Origin of the sequence: Acidovorax facilis, assembly GCF_023913775.1 — a bacterium.
GTDB classification, from domain to species: Bacteria; Pseudomonadota; Gammaproteobacteria; order Burkholderiales; family Burkholderiaceae_C; genus Acidovorax; species Acidovorax facilis.
In genome coordinates this window covers 1-16,489 of record NZ_JAMXAX010000003.1, presented here as the reverse complement: position 1 = coordinate 16,489, position 16,489 = coordinate 1, and the positions used below count along the sequence as shown (strand labels likewise).

Genomic DNA, 16,489 nt, shown 5'->3' with positions numbered 1-16,489 from the left:
TTCCGCAAAGCTATCGTTTGCGCCGCTGCGGCGCCAACAGTTCAGAGCGGCCGATCGTCACGCGGGTTTGTTCAGGAGGCTCGGGGTCGGAAAACCCGGCCGCAGTAATCGCTGCATCCAGGCCTCGGAGCGCTACGGACTTCTTCGGGTCGCGTAGCGATGCCATGCCTTCATTCCACGCATGCACCATCTGCTTGGCAACCGGACGCCAGCGCGGCTCGTTCCTGGCCGCTTCGATCACTTCGTCGCCAACCTGAACCGCCGATTCGCACAAGCGCTCGACCATTTCAGCGTAGTGCCGTGGCGCAATGCCGAGCCGCGCATTGAAGAAGCGCTGCAGCGCCTTGCCCGCCGCCCAGGTCTGACGGCCATCGATCGACAGCCCTGGCGGGTTGTTCGCGTAGCGCGGGTAAGCCTGGGTCGTCACGATGTCGTAGGCCGGCGTGAACCCTACGTCGCCGAGTCGGGTGTAGGACAGCGCGATGTTTTTGGCGTGACAGTCTGCGTTGCGCACCACATAGTTGGTCAACACATGCCAGCCGAATTGCGCCAACTGAACACGTAGCTGGGCGGACGGAAGGTAGGCGCGCGTGGCGTTCAGCACCTTCTCTGTGGTGGTCGCGTATTTTTCGTGGGGCGGCAGGCCGAGCAGCCCGCAGGCATCTTCGAGCCCATGGGTGGGCGTGCCATGCTCGTCCACGTCGAAGCGTTCGACCACCAGCACCCGGCCATCGTCGGACATGCGGGTGCGGGCCACCGGCACCACATTCAGGCGCTCCAACACCCGCATGCTGTAGAACTCGTTGAAGCCGAGGTACGGCGTGCTGTCGTCCGAGCCTTTGATGATGTGGCGACTGGTGCGCAGCGTGGGCTTGCCCAGTGGTCCCAGTGCCTCGTCGGGCGTTCTTTCTGGCGCGATGAACTTGGGCACCACGCCCGAAATCGATGCACGGGCATAGCGGCGCACCAGCGATGCGAAATGCTCGGCGGTGTTCTCCGCCGTCAGAAGGCTCTCGATCTGCAGGGGCTCCATGTCCACGCCGGGTTTGCCACCCTCGGGGGTGACCGTGACACGGCCGATGCCGCTGCCCCCAACAACTGCCAGCAGGGACAAATCCGTGCCATCGAGCAGTGGCCCGAACTCCTCGCGGATGATGTTCAGCAGATAGCCTTCGGGCAGGTTCTGGAGAAAGAACGGATGCAGGTCGCGCGGCCAGCGCCAAGGTTCATCACGCACCGGCATGGTCAGGCTGACGAAATCGGCCGGATCGGTGCCCGGCAGGTACCTCATGACGTACTCGTCGCGTTCGCGGTAAAGCTGGGCGACGGTCTTGCCGCTGACCTGCACATCGAGCTTCATGGGGAATCACCTCGGCGCTGCTCGGCAAGGATGTCGTCGACCGTGCGCACGTGACCAGGCTTCACCAGCTTCAGGTCGTAGCCGGCGGCTTCGAGCAAGCGCACCAGCGCGGACACGCTCATGTCACCCTTGGCCAAGTTTTCCATCCGCGCCACGGTCGTGCGCGCAACGCCCGCCCGCTGGGCAAGTTCATCCTGGCTCAGTCCCGCTTCGCGGCGAGCACTTCTGAGCATCTCGGCAACATCGGACAGTGTCGTCACTGTAGCCCCCGGGCGTCAAATCAACCTCACAAGCCCAATAATGTAGCCCTCGGGACACAAAATCTCAAGCCACCAACTGCAATGAGTGTCCATCAAGCCACGTCAGGCCACTCACCATGGGAGTTGCCCCTTCATTTCGCCCAACGCGATCTGGACACGATCATCCAAGATGTCCCGCATGCTGAGGATCAACGACAACCGATCCACCGTCGCCCGGTCTGGCATCAGGGCCGGGTTGTAGGTCCACAGTTGCCACTCGTGCGCGCCCGGCATCGCCTCAAGCAGTTCTTGAACTCCAGCCTTGGTTGCCGCCTTCCATTGCGCGGGCCCGATGGCGTAGACAGGCCTCGACGGCTCGGCCAGCATCGAATAGCGGGCCAAGGCGCTGAGCCCTGCCAGCCGTAACGGTACCTCGGCTACAGAATCTCCAGGTACCCACACGGTTCGCTTGACAGGCGTGCGAAGCATGGTCCTTGCTCGCTCCCAGGTTTGCTGCGGCGAAAGCTCCATTCGCAGCCAGCGCGATCGCCCCACGAAGTACGACGTCGCCAGCCCGGCGGCGATCAGTTCCTTGGCAACACGAGAGACCGTCATGGCCGTGTAGCCCAGGGTGCTCGCCAAGGCTGACGGTTGCCATTCGACTTGCCACGGCTGCCTCAGCAGGGCAGTGATCAGAAGAGCCTGGGCGGAAGGGCTCAGCGCACCATCCGATGTCGGGGCGCGCCGCCGAAAGTACTCGCGCAGATCGAGCCCGAGGTCCGGTAGATAGAGTTGATTCCCGGGAACGATGAAGGGAACCTTCTGCTCAATCAGCCGCTTGCGCTCATACGAAGCCATGGCCTCAACGACGAAGACGACCAGCCCCTGGTCCAACGTTCTGACCTTGTCGAACCACTTTCGAATCTCACTTGGAGAAGCCTGCTGCCGCGACTGAGCAATGGCCAAGACAACTGACCGGCCGCCCAACTCCAACTCTTTGAAGTGGAAGGCGCTTTGCAGAAAGTAGGGCAGCTCTTCGGAACGAGCCCAAGCCCCCATCCATCGGACGGGCAAGCCCAAGACGTCATGAAGATACGAGCGAACTGCTTCCTCGAGACTCTGCATCAAGCCACCAAATTAACTTTTCTTCAGCACGATAACACAACAAATGTTAGAGTGCGATGCACCGTTATCGGCAAGCACCCAAATCGGTGCCGTCGCCTCCCTCGTTGCTGCCACTACGTCCGTTGCATCATCCAAAAAGCCGTGGATAAATATGCAGACTCAGACCCACAAGCACACGATGATTGACCAGCCCCAACCTTCCCCGTCTCGCGCATCAGCGCGAACTGTCGATACGCCGCAGAGCGATCAGGTCAACTGTGTTGCGGTTGAGCGGCGACATGCATCCTGCAACCAAGGACTCCTCCACAGCAGCACGCGCAGCACAAGATTCCGCGCCTCCAGCCACCCCTGTGGCGGAGCACACCTCAAGCTGTCCACGAGCGCGCAGAGGTCCGCGCCGATCACGAACAGGCTGCCACCCAGCTACAAAACAGGTGGCTTGGCGATCATGTCCGCGCAGGTCACACCATCTCGCCCAAGATTTGTAGCCAGACTTGTAGCCAGCACGGATTGACGTCAATGCCTCATAAAAAATACGAACAAAATCAATAGACTACGAAACATATGAAACTTGCCACCTGGAATGTCAACTCCCTCACCGTCCGCTTGCCCCAGGTGCTGGCCTGGCTCGCGGCCAACCCGGTCGATGCGCTGTGCCTGCAAGAGCTCAAGCTCACCGACGACAAATTTCCGCACGACACGTTCAAGGAGGCAGGCTATGAGGCCGTGACTTTTGGCCAGAAGACCTACAACGGCGTCGCTATCCTGAGCCGCCACGCCATGCGCGACGTGGTGCGCAACATCCCCGGGCACACGGACGAGCAGGCCCGCGTCATTGCCGCCACGCTGGACACGCCCGACGGGGAACTGCGTCTGGTGAACTGCTACTTCGTGAACGGCCAGGCCCCGGGATCGGAGAAGTTTGCCTACAAGATGCTGTGGCTTGCGGCGCTGCATCGCTGGCTGCGTGAAGAGCTGCTGGCCCACCCGCGCCTGGCGCTGCTGGGTGACTTCAACGTAGCGCCCGAAGACCGCGATTCGTTCGACCCGGTGGGGCTCAAAGACACCATCCACCACACGGTGGAAGAGCGTCAGCATTTCCAGGACCTGATTGCCCTGGGCCTGACAGACACCTTCCGCATGTTCGAGCAGCCCGAGAAAAGCTACTCATGGTGGGACTACCGCATGCTCGGGTTTCAGAAGAACCGGGGGCTGCGCATTGACCACATTCTGGTGAGCGATGCACTGCGTGCGAGTGTGACCGCCTGCACGGTAGACCGCGCCCCCCGCAAGAACCCACAACCCAGCGACCACGCGCCCGTGGTGCTCACCATGGCATAACAACCCTTGACGACGCGGGCCGTGCGGCAACAAGCTGGACGCCCGGCATACACAAAAGGCTGCAAGGAAAATCCTTGCAGCCTTTGTTTTTGGGGAATCGGCGCGCAAGAAACCTGCGTCCAAAAATCCCTGCGGCCTATGGCCTATGACTTGCGACGCGCCGTGAGCCCCTGAACGAAACCCCAGCGCGCAAGCTGTGCCCTATCAGCTATTGGCGAACGTGTCGCGCAGGCCACGTACTTCATCGTGGTTGCGCTGCGCGCCCTGCGACTGGCGCTCTACCAGGGCCCGCACATCCAGCGGCAGGGTGGCCTTCAGGGCCTTGCGGTAACGGGCCACGGCAGCGTCCTCGCCGCGTTCGCATTCCTGCAGCACGGCCTTGTCGTCGTGCACCGACAGGGCGGATTTCACCGACACCCAGCCGCGGTGCAGCGCGCCAGCCACGGTGCCGCCTGAAGCAGGCTCGCCCCCCAGGCGACGCACCTCGTGCTCCAGTTCGACAGCGGCGGCCGCACATTCGCGCGCATGGCGCTGGAACACGCTCTTGAGCTGGGCAGAGTCGGCATGCTCGGCGCAGGCGGTGAAGCCGTATTCGCCATCGCGGGACGACTCCAGTAGGTCGTTGAGCACATCCACCACGTCTTCGTTGTCCACGACATCCATGGGGCGGTCGTCGTTCAGGCTGGAGCGCGAGACCCGTTCCCAGGCGGCGCGGGCGGCGGGGCGGGCATCCGTCCAGGCCAGGCCGTCCGAATGGCGCGCCCGCCAGTCATCGGCCAGGCGAGGTTCCACCGCCTCAAAATCGCCTTCATAACGGCCCACCGACGACCAGCCCAGTTCGTAGGCAGGGCGGTATTGTTCGTAGGTGCGACCACCCACGTAATAAGGCTCGCGGTGGAAGCTTTCGCGCCAGTAGGCATCTTCCTCGGTGGGGTTGACCGCCTCCGCGGCGGCCTTGCCCGCCAGGCCGCCGGCTACCGCACCGGCCACGCCGCCAATGGCTGCGCCGACCGGGCCGCCAAAGGCGCCTGCTGCGGCACCCGCAGCGGCGCCGCCCAGGGCAGCACCGACCCCGGTTCCGACGGGATGGGAACCCGGTTCATTGGTCAAAGGGTCACGGTTGGCATCGTTGAAATCCGACATAGAAGCTCTCCGGTTGGTTGACAGTGCCTTTATTGTTGAAGTCACTCCCGGAGGGCTGGGTCGGCCCAAGGAGGGCCTGCTTGTAGGACATTGGGAGGTGTGCCTGCCCCGGCATCCGCCAAAACAGACCCACTTCAAGCACTACAAAATTTATAGCATTTAACGCTTTACCATCAAGCGCTAGAGGCTATTTTTATGCCTCATCGGGCGCATCCAGGCCCAGCTCCTGGATCTTGCGTGTGATGGTGTTGCGACCAATGCCCAGGCGCTGCGCGGCTTCCATGCGGCGCCCATGGGTGGCCGTGAGCGCGGTGCGGATCAGGCGCGATTCGAACCGCCGCGTAAGGGCGTCCCACACTTCGGGCTGGCCGCCCGCAAGCAGCTTCTGCGCCTCGGTCTCCAGCGCCTGCTCCCAGGTCGCCGCAGTGCCAACGGTGGCAGCTATGCCGCCCGAACCCGTCGCCATCTGCGCCTCGGCGGGCCAGTGGGGCGTAGCGCCCAGCGCCGGGGTGGCAGAGGCCGCAAGACCGCCCACCAGGGGCTGCGTGGCGACAGTGGCAGGTTGTGGCAGCCCTCCCACCAGCTCCACCGCTGGCGCAGGGGTTGGCATTGGGGCCGCAACGGCGTGCACGGCAGCTACCGCCGCAGACGGATCACTGCCGGGTCGGGGAGCGGGTTGGTAAAGGGGCGCTTCCAGCACTTCGGGCGGCAGATCCTGCAGCGAGATGACCTGGGCGGGCGCCATCACCGTGAGCCAGTGGCAGATGTTCTCCAGCTGGCGCACATTGCCCGGAAAGGCGAACTGCTCCAGCCGTGCGATGGCCGAGTCGGCAATGCGCTTGGGCTCCACGCCCAACTGCCGCGCGCTTTGCTGCAGGAAATGGCGGGTGAGCACGGGCACGTCCTCATGCCGCTCGCGCAGCGCGGGCAAGCGCAGGCGGATGACGTTGAGGCGGTGGAACAAGTCTTCGCGAAAGCCCCCCTCCTTCACGCGCCGCTCCAGGTCCTGGTGGGTAGCAGCGATCACGCGCACATGGGCCTTCACGGCGGCATGGCCGCCCACGCGGTAGAACTGGCCGTCCGACAGCACACGCAGCAGGCGCGTCTGCAGGTCAAACGGCATGTCGCCGATTTCATCGAGGAACAGCGTGCCGCCCTCGGCCTGCTCGAAGCGGCCGCGCCGCTGCGTCTGCGCGCCGGTGAAGGCGCCGCGCTCGTGGCCGAAGAGTTCAGATTCGAGCAGGTCCTTGGGGATGGCCGCCGTGTTGATGGCGACAAAGGGCCCGTCTGCGACCGGCGAGTGCTTGTGCAGCGCGCGCGCCACCAGTTCCTTGCCCGAGCCCGATTCGCCGGTAATGAGCACCGTGACCTGGCTTTGGCTCAAGCGGCCGATGGCGCGGAACACGTCCTGCATCGCCGGAGCTTGGCCCAGCATCTCCGGGGCTTCGGCCTGGCGCTCTTCGGTCACTTCCTCGCGCTGGCTTTCTTCGACCGCGCGGCGGATGAGCTCCACCGCCTTGGGCAGGTCAAATGGCTTGGGCAGGTATTCGAACGCGCCGCGCTGAAAGGCCGACACGGCGCTGTCCAGGTCGGAGTACGCCGTCATGATGATGACGGGCAGGCCGGGCTGCAGTTCGCGGACTTTCTCCAGCAACTGAAGGCCAGAGCCCCCGGGCATGCGAATGTCGCTTACCAGGACCTGAGGGCCCTGCCGCGCCGGGTCGCCGGGGGTGATATCGGCCAGCGCGTCCAGCACTTCGCGGGGGTGCGTGAAGCTGCGCGTGGGCAGGTTCTCGCGGGCCAGCGCCTTTTCGAGGACGAAGCGGATCGAGGGGTCGTCATCTACTATCCAGATCGGCTTCATATGTTTTTCTTACCTTCCCTGTGGTTGCGTGTCAGGGACCATCTGCGCTTTTAAGGCAAGGGAATCAGGATACGGAAATCGGTGCGACCCGGTACGCTGTCGCATTCGATCAACCCATGATGGCGCTGCACGAAGGTTTGTGCCAACGTGAGCCCCAGCCCTGACCCGCCGTCCCGACCCGACACCAGAGGGTAAAAAATCCGCTCCTTGATCGCGTCGGGCACGCCCGGTCCGTTGTCGATGACATGCAATTCCAGTGCCAGCCGATAGCGCTGGCGACCAAACGTTACTTGTCTCGCAACGCGGGTGCGCAGTGTGATCGTCGCCTCACCCTCTGCGATGCGCTCGGTCAGCGCCTGGGCTGCGTTCTGTACGATGTTCAGCAGTGCCTGGATGAGCTGGGCGCGGTCGCCACGGAACTCAGGGATCGAGGTGTCGTAGTCGCGCAGCACCTTGAGGCCCTGGGGGTATTCCACCAGCACCAGAGACCGCACGCGCTCGCACACCTCATGGATATTGACGTCACCTACCAGGTGGGGATGGCGATGGGGTGCCAGCAGCCGATCTACCAGGCTTTGCAAGCGGTCGGCCTCGTGGATGATGACCTGGGTGTACTCGGTCAGTTCGCGGCTTTCAAGCTCCATCTCCAGCAGTTGCGCAGCACCGCGAATCCCGCCCAGCGGGTTCTTGATCTCGTGGGCCAGGTTGCGGATCAACTCCTTGTTGGCCTGGGCCTGGTCCAGCAGGCGCTCCTCGCGGTCCTGGCGGGCCTGCTGCTCCAGCGGCCACAGCTCCACCAGGATTTCACCGACCTGCTCGGCATCGGCCACGCTCACATGCACGGGCACCGGGTCCTGGTGCTGGCGCTTGAGGCTGGCTTCATACCGCAGGGCCGCGAAGTCCTTGCCCCGCGCGCCCGCCAATGCGGTCTGTAGCAAGGCGGGGTCGGTGAAGAAGGTGGAGAAGTCCACCCCCTCCAGGGTGCGGCGCGACAGGCCGAGCGCGTTCTCCAGCGCTGCATTGGCGAATTGCACGGCGCCATCGGCGCGCAGCACCGCCACCAGGGTGGACATCAGGTCCAGCGAATGAAAGCGCCCCGTGTCGGAGGCTGGGGCTTCTGTAAAGGGTGAGGAACTCACACGCGTGCCAAACGAGGGAAAGAGACTCAGTTGGCCGGAAGACGGGCGATTTCGCGCTTGATGCCTGCGATATCGCTTTCGCTGCGGGCGACGCTGGCCTTGAGTTCTGCCGTGCGCTCCATGTAGCGCTGCGGGTTGCGCAGGTCGAGCGCGTTGCGCTCCGGCGCGCCACCGTTGTATTCCTTCACCAGCTCGGCATGGCGCGCCTCGGCCTTGCGCAACTCGGATTCGAGGATGGCACGGGCATCGGCATCGCGGGCCTTCTGGTCGTTGGTGGCGACACGGGGTGCAGACGGGGGAGATGCGGCGGGAGCTGTGCCCGCCCCAGCCCCGGTTCCCGCCGCTGGTGCTGCCGTTGCGGCGCCTGCAGGTCGGGTGCCCTGGACCACGGTGACGTTACCCCCCTCAACTAGCTTGCAGCCGCGCTCCTTGGCCTGCTGGGCGTTGTTGGTGTATTCGTTGCCGCAACGGTAGATACGGTCTTGCGCCCATGCGGCGGGAGCCGTCGCGGCGATCAGTAACAGGGTGATGAGCGTTTTCTTCATTCGGTTTCCTCGCACTGCCATGCAGGGGTTCGAGGAGTATCCCCCAATCGCCACACATCGCCAATCCAACACCAGCAGCCCCGCACAGGGCTTTGTACAAGGATGCAACGGCCCAGCCAGTGGTTCCGTTTCAGCGAAACCCGATCCTTGAGCGCAATAAAAAAAGGCGGCCGGGGCCGCCTTTTTGAGGGTAATGGTCTGCAGGCAGGCGATTACAGGGAGTAGTACATGTCGTACTCGACAGGGTGAGGTGCCATGCGGAAACGCGTGACTTCGCCCATCTTGAGTTCGATGTAGGCATCCAGCATGGAGTCGGAAAAGACGCCACCCTTGGTAAGGAAACCACGGTCCTTGTCCAGATACTCGAGCGCTTGGTCCAGGCTGTGGCACACGGTGGGCACCAGCTTGTCTTCTTCGGGCGGCAGATGGTACAGATCCTTCGTGGCGGCTTCGCCGGGATGGATCTTGTTTTCCACGCCATCCAGGCCTGCCATCATCAGTGCCGAGAAGCACAGGTATGGGTTGGCCGATGGATCGGGGAAACGCGCTTCGATGCGGCGGCCCTTGGGGTTGGCCACGTAAGGAATGCGGATCGAGGCCGAGCGGTTGCGGGCCGAGTAGGCCAGCTTCACAGGGGCTTCAAAGCCAGGAACCAGGCGCTTGTACGAATTGGTGCCGGGGTTGGTGATGGCGTTCAGGGCACGTGCGTGCTTGATGATGCCGCCGATGTAGTACAGCGCAAAGTCGCTCAGGCCGGCATAGCCATCGCCAGCGAACAGGTTCTTGCCGTCCTTCCAGATGGACTGGTGCACGTGCATTCCGGAGCCGTTGTCGCCAGCGTAGGGCTTGGGCATGAAGGTGGCGGTCTTGCCGTAGGCGTTGGCCACGTTCCAGACCACATACTTCAGGACCTGCGTCCAGTCGGCGCGCTCGACCAGCGTGCTGAAACGCGTGCCAATTTCGTTCTGGCCAGCGCCCGCCACTTCGTGGTGGAACACTTCGACCGGGATGCCCAGGGATTCGAGGATCAGGGACATCTCAGCGCGCATGTCTTGCGTGCTGTCGACGGGAGGCACTGGGAAGTAGCCACCCTTGACGGTGGGACGGTGACCACGGTTGCCGCCTTCGAGCTTGGCGCCCGAGTTCCAGGGGGCTTCGTACTCTTCGATCTCGAACATGACCTTGCCGGGTTCGTTGGACCAACGCACGCCGTCGAAGATGAAGAATTCTGGCTCTGGGCCGAAGAACGCCGTATCGCCCAGGCCGGAGGCCTTGAGGTAGGCTTCAGCGCGCTTGGCGATGGAGCGTGGATCGCGGTCGTAGGCCTTGCCATCACCGGGTTCGATCACATCGCACTGCAGGAACAGCGTGGTTTCTTCAAAGAAGGGGTCGATGTTGGCGGTGCTGGGGTCGGGCATGAGTTGCATGTCCGAGGCTTCAATGCCCTTCCAGCCGGCTACCGAGGAGCCATCAAATGCATGGCCGGACGTGAACTTGTCTTCGTCGAAGTGGGACACAGGCACGGTCACGTGCTGTTCCTTGCCACGGGTATCGGTGAAACGGAAGTCAACGAACTTGACTTCGTTCTCCTTCACCATCTTCATCACGTCTGCAACGGTCTTGGCCATCAGGTTCTCCTGGATAAAGCGCTTGTTGAAAAAAGGAATTTGCTGAAATAAAAGCAGTTTGCGTGCCAGCTGGGTGCAGCCGCCGCACTATGAAGGAGCACTAAGGACTGCAGTCCGAGGGCGCACCCGCCGAGCCGCACCAATTTAGTGCAAACCTGCTATCAACACAGGGCATCACAAGCTGCGCACCAATTCGGGGCCGCAATTTGCACCAAACTCGTGCAAACCCCGTTTCAGATCCTGCCATGCAGCGGGAACGAGGGGAGCAGGACCTTTGACACCCAGTTCAATATGCCGCCCGTATTGTGGATGATCCACGCTGGGCAAACTGAACACCCGAACGTTCGGGTGCGTTTTTTCGATGCGCTCCATGAGGGGCGTCAAAGCCGCTTCCATGGCCCCATAGACCACCACCGACTGCTCGGTCTGTGGCGTGCGGTTGAACAACGCTGCGTAGTGCTGGTCCAGCACCCACTCGATCATCGGCCAGGCCATGACAGGGAATCCAGGAACAAAATGCACGGCCCCTCCACGACCGCCCTCGCAGCTGAACCCGGGGATCTTGTTGTAAGGGTTGGGAATGATGTGGGCACCTGCCGGAAACACCCCCATGTTGAGCCGGTGCACGTTGTCGGGACGGTCCGGCTCATACGTCACACCCTGCTCCTGGGCCACGTCCTGCATGCGCTCGCGGATCAGAGCCTCAGCGTCGGGGTGTAGTACCAGGTCCCGGCCCAGGGCGCGCGCGGCGCATTGGCGGGTGTGGTCGTCCGGCGTTGCGCCAATGCCACCGCAGGAAAACACCACATCACCCGACGCAAAAGCGCGCTGCAGCGTGGCCGTGATGCGGTCCGGGTTGTCGCCCACGTAGTCGGCGTAGGCCAGCGAAAGCCCTCGCGCTGACAGCAGCTCGATGACCTTGGGCATGTGCTTGTCGGCACGCTTGCCGGACAGAATTTCATCACCCACGATGATCAGGCCGAAAGATGGGGTCATGGTGCAGGGGTTCCGTTGGCAGGAGATGGGGGGGCAGAAAGAACAGCAGTGGGTGACGCCGCAGGCGGCAGCGCGGAATGCGCGGGCTCCCCCGCGTCTGCAGCCTTCGGGGTAAACCCTTCAACGGGTGTTCCCCCTGCGCCCTCTGCGCGCAAGCGCTCCAGGGCTGCCAGGCAATAGTGGGTGAACCAGAGGGAAGAGAACGCAAAAACCAGGGTGTAGATCCAGATCGCAAGCGGCACCAGGATAAAAAAAGCCGCAGCAAAGACCACGCCCGAGGCCCACACGATGCTGGGCGCCGCCCCGAGGTAGCCGGTGAGAATGCCAATGCCCAGCAGGCTGCTGCGGTGGCGGCGGAAAATCTCTTGCCGCTCTTCCTTGCTGGCATGGTCAGCCAGCGCATCAAACACCATCACGCGGTAGGTCAGCCACCCCCAGATCAAGGGGGGCAGGATGAGCACCAGCGGTGGCACCAGCCACAGGGGCACCGACACCACCAAGGCGATCAATGCCAGCACGGTGGAGCTGACCGACCAAACCACGCTGGCGATGAAGGAGCCACCCTTCTTGCGCTCCAGCACAGGGAAGCGCCGATCCGCCACCAACGCCACCAATGCGGGGGTCATGAGGACCGCGACCACCAGCAGCGAGACCACCACCAAAGCCGGAGCCACCGCCAAAACCACCATGAGGGGCGCCACGACGGAGGTGACATCACCCAACCCCCACCCTTGCAGCCAATTCCAGAAGCTGGCCAGAAGCGGAGAAGCATCCAGCAGCGCGCGCATGCCCTGCACGGCTCCGTCCCAATAAAAATAGCCCAGCCCCAACGCCAGCGCCACCATCAGCAGCAACGGCAAAACGGACAGAGCCATGACGCGGGGCCGCAGGCAATAGGCCGCAGCACGCCAGAAAGAATCAAGCAAAAGTCCCATGCCGGCAAGCATACCTTCTTGACCGCGTGGAGGGTCTTTCAGGCCTTGCCCAGCAGCCTTAGAACACCTTGCCATTGCTGCGACCAAAAGCCCCTGCCATAGTCGCGCAAGCGCCCGTCTGGCCCCGGCTCCACCTGATCGCGCACGCCCGTGGGATCAAAACGCAATTCGAAGTTGGCCGTGCGCATCAGCATGTCCCACCAGGGCAGCAATACGCCGAAGTTGTGCCCGCCCAGCACCACGCGGTATCTGGCGCCTTGCGCAGCGGCAGCCTCCTCCGACAATGGTTGGACGGTCTCGTGGCCAATGCCGATGCTGTGGTGCATGCGGTGAAAACGCGGGCTGATCCACAGCCGCTCGCCCCAGCGCCCAAACCACAGGCGCACATTGGCGTGCTGGAAACTCTCGCTCAGCTGCGTGATGGCCACGATAGCGATGAACTGCCCAGGTGCAACGCCAATGAGCTGCGCCACCACCACGAGGATGGTGTCGCGCAGCACGTCGTCCAGCAGATGGTTGCGGTTGTCGCTCCACATGGTCATCTGGCGCTGCGCGTGGTGCAAGGAATGCAGGCGCCACCACCATTCAAAGTGGTGCTGCCCCCGGTGAATCCAGTAGTCCACGAAGTCGAACACCACTAGGTACAGCAGCAGGCTGACCCAGGGTACGTCGGTGAACCCAGGCCAGAGGCCATCAAGCTGGAAGGTGCTGATGCCAGCCACTCGCAATGCCCCAAAGATGGAATCCATCAACGGATCCACCGCGAGGAAGAGACCCAGGCGAAACAGCCCCAGCCGGTGAATCAGCGTGTAGAGAATGTCGGTGCGGATCGTCGCGCGGTCGGTCACAGCCTCTACCGGCCGCCAATGCTGCAATGGGCCAATCACTGCCGCGATCACCACCAGCTGCAGCAGCCCCACCAGCACCCATCCAGCGGCCTCGTAGCCATTTTCGAGCTGGTTCCCCAAACCGATAGCAAACATCACTGGCTGCAACAAGCTCTCGAAAAGCCATTGCTGAGCCGCATCAAACCCATTGCCTAGCCAACCCATTGCGTCATGCTCCGTCTATCTCTCACCACACACGCCCTTGCTCCGAACGGCCTCCACGATTTGCCTCGCCTCCACCACTGTAGTCAGCGCCCCATTAAAGGCGCGTAGTCAGGATGCTCTCGCAGCGTGCGAAAACAGAATCCGCGCTCCTTAAGCCCGACGATCAGCGGCTCCAGCACGGCAGGCGCCCAGGGGTCCTTGCGCGACCAGATCCCCAGGTGCGCAAGCAGAATGTCACCACTGCGCACATCCCGCAAAGCCTTGTTCAGCAGCGCGGTGTTGCTGGCCTTTTCACTGGGCAACTCATCGCCCAAGAATCCTGCTGGTGACCACCCCACATGCGTGTACCCACATGCGCGCGCACTGGCAAGCAACTGCGGCGAAGTCTTTCCACCTGGGGCGCGAAACAAAGGCAAGGGTGTTTTGCCGGTCACGTGCTTCAACCGATCTGCGGCCCGAGCGATCTCCTCACAGTAACCGGCTGCCGTCAGCACAAAATCCTGCCCAGCGCGCGGTCCGGCCGATGGTCGAACACGGAACGAAGGGGCCTGAGCCGATCCCAGATCCGCGCGCCAATAGGTGTGGTCCCAGGTGTGGGATGCAAATTCGTGCCCCTCTGCGGCCCGAGCGTGCCACCAGGAAGCCCAGTGGGCGCCCAGGCTGCCATCCCCTTCCTGGGTGCGTTCGTTGGCGGCGAAAAACGTCACGCGTACCTGCTGGCGTGCGAGAACGTCGGCGACCAAAGGCGCCACGGCCATATGGCCAGTATCGAAGGTCAGATAGAGAGGCTTTTTACAGTCTTTTTGGGCACTAGCGCTGGATATAAAAACGCTTGCAGCTACAAAATATATAGCAAAACAAAATCGCAGAGACACTCCCCTGCGAGGCGCCGACGCCCGCACACCATCGCCAATCAGCGGGGCGCGTGTTGCAACGTCCATACGCCATGGGGCGACTTGCCCACAGTGACCTGCCGCACGACCTTCTTGGCCTCGGTATCCACCACAGAGAGCTTGCGCGCCCAGCGGGAACTCACATAAATGAAGCGGCCATCGGCCGACACTTCCATACAGTCCGGCCCACCGGGTACCGGATAGGATTCGACCACCTGCTGGGTGGTCATGTCGATCTTGCTGATGGAATTGGCCACCCGGTTGCTGACATACAGGTGGCGCCCGTCGCCAGCTGCGCGAAAGGCGTGGGCACCATTGCCCGTTTTGATCTTCTTGATGCTCACGGGCTCGCGTCCCGAGACGTCAAATACCTCCACGCTGTCGCTACCCGTCAGGCCCACAAAAAGGCGCTTGTCGTCTGGGCTGCCATATACGTCCGCCGGCATGGCACCCGTCTTGGTGCGCCACTTGATCGTCTGCGTTGCGATATCGATGGCCACCAGCTCATCGCTATCCTGCATGGTGGAATACACCGTGGTGCTGCGACTGTCGATCCACAAATGGCTGGGAGTCCGGGAGGTGGCCACCCGCTGGACGAGGGTCAACTCCTTCCCGTCCCAACGGTAAAAATCCACATGGTTCAAACGATTGGCAGCGGTGATGAACCACTTCATGTCGGGTGTGAACCGCAGGTGGTATGGGTCCACAATGCCCCGCACCGTGCGCTGAATCTGCGCGGTGCGCGGATCCAGAAACGTCAGCGTATCCCCCAACGCATTGGCCACAATGATCGACTTCTCATCCGGCGTGAGATACAGATGGTGCGGCTCCTTGCCCGTCGGAATGCGGGCCGTCTCGGTCCAGGTCACCGGGTCAATAACACTGACATTGGCTTCGAGGGAGTTCAGCACAAACAGTGGAGGCGCGGCAGCCAGTGCCCCCCCTATTGAGACCCACAGCCCACCCAAGACAGCGCACGCGCGTGCAATCGAGAAAATCTTCACAGAACCACTTTCAACACAGCCAAGAAGTGTAGCTGTGCACTTACCAATACCTTGGGGGAGAACACGTAACATTCTTGATGTGGAACGAATTTCGACGAGCAAAAGAGCATCTCACTCGACTGGCAACCACTGGGGCTCATCATGGATTCGTCAAGTCAGCGCATTCGCCGCCACGCTCTCGTCATCGTCGGATCTCTTCAGAGGTGTAACGGTCGCTTCGCTTAGCCAGATCGCGCACCAAGTAGCGCTTCACCATCGGGCCCATACCCTTCAGGACGACTGAACCAGCAAGGACAGATCCTCCTGACTGAGCCATTTCCATGCCCCAGGAGGCAGGTCAGCGGGCAACACCAGAGCACCGATCTGCGACCGATGCAATCCCTCTACACGATTACCGACGGCAGCAAGCATGCGCTTGACCTGATGGTACTTGCCGTCGGTCAGGGTGAGGTCCAGCCGATGGCTCGCAGTCTGCTCACAAGCCGCAGCTTTTACAGGCTTGGGGTCATCGTCCAGAACCACCCCCGCCAACAAGCTCGATATCTGTTTTTCATCGACTGGATGTTTGGTAGTGACCTGATAAACCTTGGGCACATGTTTCTTGGGCGAACTCACGCGGTGAATGAATTGCCCGTCATCGCTCAACAACAGCAAACCGGTGGTGTCTTGGTCCAGCCGTCCTACGGCCTGCACCCCTTGCACCGCGCTTTTTGTCGGCCGTTGCCGCAAAGGGGCTGGCAACAAGGTATAGATGCTGGGATAGGTTGAGGGTTTTTGAGAGCACTCTGTCCCCGCTGGTTTGTGCAGCAGCACATAGGCTTTAGCGTGGTAGGGCCAATTGACGCCTTGGACCTGCAGCTGCAGGCCTTCTGGGTCCAGCTCGGCGGTCGCATCGACGCACGGCTCGTAATCCTGACGATCAGACGATGGCCCGCGTATAGAAACCCAGCCTTGCTGAACCAGCCCCGCACAGACACGGCGGGTGCCAAAACCTTGGGAATACAAAATATCCTGGAGCTGCATAGAAAGGGGCAGAAAAGAGAATTCTTGAATCACAAAGCAAAACGCCCCTCTACTCAATTGAGCAGAAGGGCGATTTGGGCTGTAAGAGCCTGACGATGACCTACTTTCACACGGGAACCCGCACTATCATCGGCGCAAAGTCGTTTCACTGTCCTGTTCGGGATGGGAAGGAGTGGTACCAACTTGCTATGGTCATCAGGCA

The 16,489-nt window shown here is 62.2% G+C and carries 15 protein-coding genes and 1 rRNA gene; 1 reads left to right on the top strand and 15 read right to left on the bottom strand.

All coding sequences use genetic code 11. The annotated features are described in order from the left end of the window. Positions 1–10: 10 nt before the first annotated feature. From NFX52_RS01900 to NFX52_RS01890, 3 genes are all read right to left on the bottom strand, one after another. The gene (locus tag NFX52_RS01900) at positions 11–1,360 is read right to left on the bottom strand and encodes a type II toxin-antitoxin system HipA family toxin (RefSeq protein ID WP_055397167.1); all 1,350 of its coding nucleotides are present in this window, start codon (positions 1,358–1,360) and stop codon (positions 11–13) included. Then, a complete protein-coding gene (locus tag NFX52_RS01895; RefSeq protein ID WP_055397169.1) occupies positions 1,357–1,620 on the bottom strand; it encodes a helix-turn-helix domain-containing protein in 264 nt (87 codons plus the stop codon). Before NFX52_RS01895 ends, NFX52_RS01900 begins: the two co-directional genes overlap by 4 nt. A gap of 111 nt (positions 1,621–1,731) precedes the next feature. Next, on the bottom strand, positions 1,732–2,724 hold the full coding sequence (locus tag NFX52_RS01890) for a MarR family transcriptional regulator (protein ID WP_055397171.1): 993 nt from the start codon (positions 2,722–2,724) through the stop codon (positions 1,732–1,734). 564 nt (positions 2,725–3,288) lie between these two features. Here NFX52_RS01890 and xth point away from each other — a divergent pair. Continuing rightward, complete coding sequence (xth, locus tag NFX52_RS01885) at positions 3,289–4,065, top strand: exodeoxyribonuclease III (RefSeq protein ID WP_055397173.1); 777 nt, start codon at positions 3,289–3,291, stop codon at positions 4,063–4,065. Between the two features lie 204 nt (positions 4,066–4,269). On the opposite strand, the gene NFX52_RS01880 is transcribed toward xth, so the two are convergent. From NFX52_RS01880 to rrf, 12 genes are all read right to left on the bottom strand, one after another. Next, a complete protein-coding gene (locus tag NFX52_RS01880) occupies positions 4,270–5,208 on the bottom strand; it encodes a ferritin-like domain-containing protein (protein WP_055397175.1) in 939 nt (312 codons plus the stop codon). Between the two features lie 193 nt (positions 5,209–5,401). Beyond that, positions 5,402–7,072 carry a nitrogen regulation protein NR(I) gene (gene ntrC / locus NFX52_RS01875; protein ID WP_055397177.1) on the bottom strand — a complete coding sequence of 557 codons (1,671 nt, stop codon included), beginning with the start codon at positions 7,070–7,072 and terminating at the stop codon, positions 5,402–5,404. Positions 7,073–7,122: 50 nt separating this feature from the next. Beyond that, positions 7,123–8,145: a nitrogen regulation protein NR(II) gene (gene glnL, locus NFX52_RS01870; RefSeq protein ID WP_010457747.1), complete on the bottom strand. Its 1,023-nt coding sequence runs from the start codon at positions 8,143–8,145 to the stop codon at positions 7,123–7,125. A 92-nt stretch (positions 8,146–8,237) separates the two neighbouring features. Then, positions 8,238–8,756, bottom strand: coding sequence for a hypothetical protein (locus NFX52_RS01865; RefSeq protein WP_055397181.1), 519 nt, complete (start codon positions 8,754–8,756; stop codon positions 8,238–8,240). Positions 8,757–8,968: 212 nt separating this feature from the next. Continuing rightward, positions 8,969–10,384, bottom strand: coding sequence for a type I glutamate--ammonia ligase (gene glnA / locus NFX52_RS01860; RefSeq protein ID WP_055397183.1), 1,416 nt, complete (start codon positions 10,382–10,384; stop codon positions 8,969–8,971). Positions 10,385–10,558: 174 nt separating this feature from the next. Then, complete coding sequence (locus NFX52_RS01855; RefSeq protein WP_055397185.1) at positions 10,559–11,380, bottom strand: competence/damage-inducible protein A; 822 nt, start codon at positions 11,378–11,380, stop codon at positions 10,559–10,561. Beyond that, positions 11,377–12,327 (bottom strand): EI24 domain-containing protein, encoded by a 951-nt coding sequence (locus tag NFX52_RS01850; RefSeq protein WP_369801337.1) that lies wholly within the window; start codon positions 12,325–12,327, stop codon positions 11,377–11,379. Before NFX52_RS01850 ends, NFX52_RS01855 begins: the two co-directional genes overlap by 4 nt. 26 nt (positions 12,328–12,353) lie before the next feature. After that, positions 12,354–13,367, bottom strand: a complete 1,014-nt coding sequence (locus NFX52_RS01845) for a sterol desaturase family protein (RefSeq protein ID WP_055397187.1) — start codon at positions 13,365–13,367, stop codon at positions 12,354–12,356. An 83-nt stretch (positions 13,368–13,450) separates the two neighbouring features. After that, positions 13,451–14,242 carry a polysaccharide deacetylase family protein gene (locus NFX52_RS01840; RefSeq protein WP_370541922.1) on the bottom strand — a complete coding sequence of 264 codons (792 nt, stop codon included), beginning with the start codon at positions 14,240–14,242 and terminating at the stop codon, positions 13,451–13,453. Between the two features lie 38 nt (positions 14,243–14,280). Continuing rightward, the gene (locus tag NFX52_RS01835) at positions 14,281–15,264 is read right to left on the bottom strand and encodes a YncE family protein (protein WP_055397191.1); all 984 of its coding nucleotides are present in this window, start codon (positions 15,262–15,264) and stop codon (positions 14,281–14,283) included. A gap of 270 nt (positions 15,265–15,534) precedes the next feature. Next, complete coding sequence (locus NFX52_RS01830) at positions 15,535–16,287, bottom strand: 16S rRNA pseudouridine(516) synthase (RefSeq protein WP_055397193.1); 753 nt, start codon at positions 16,285–16,287, stop codon at positions 15,535–15,537. A gap of 87 nt (positions 16,288–16,374) precedes the next feature. Continuing rightward, positions 16,375–16,487: ribosomal RNA gene (gene rrf, locus NFX52_RS01825) — 5S ribosomal RNA — on the bottom strand. Between the last annotated feature and the right edge of the window lie 2 nt (positions 16,488–16,489).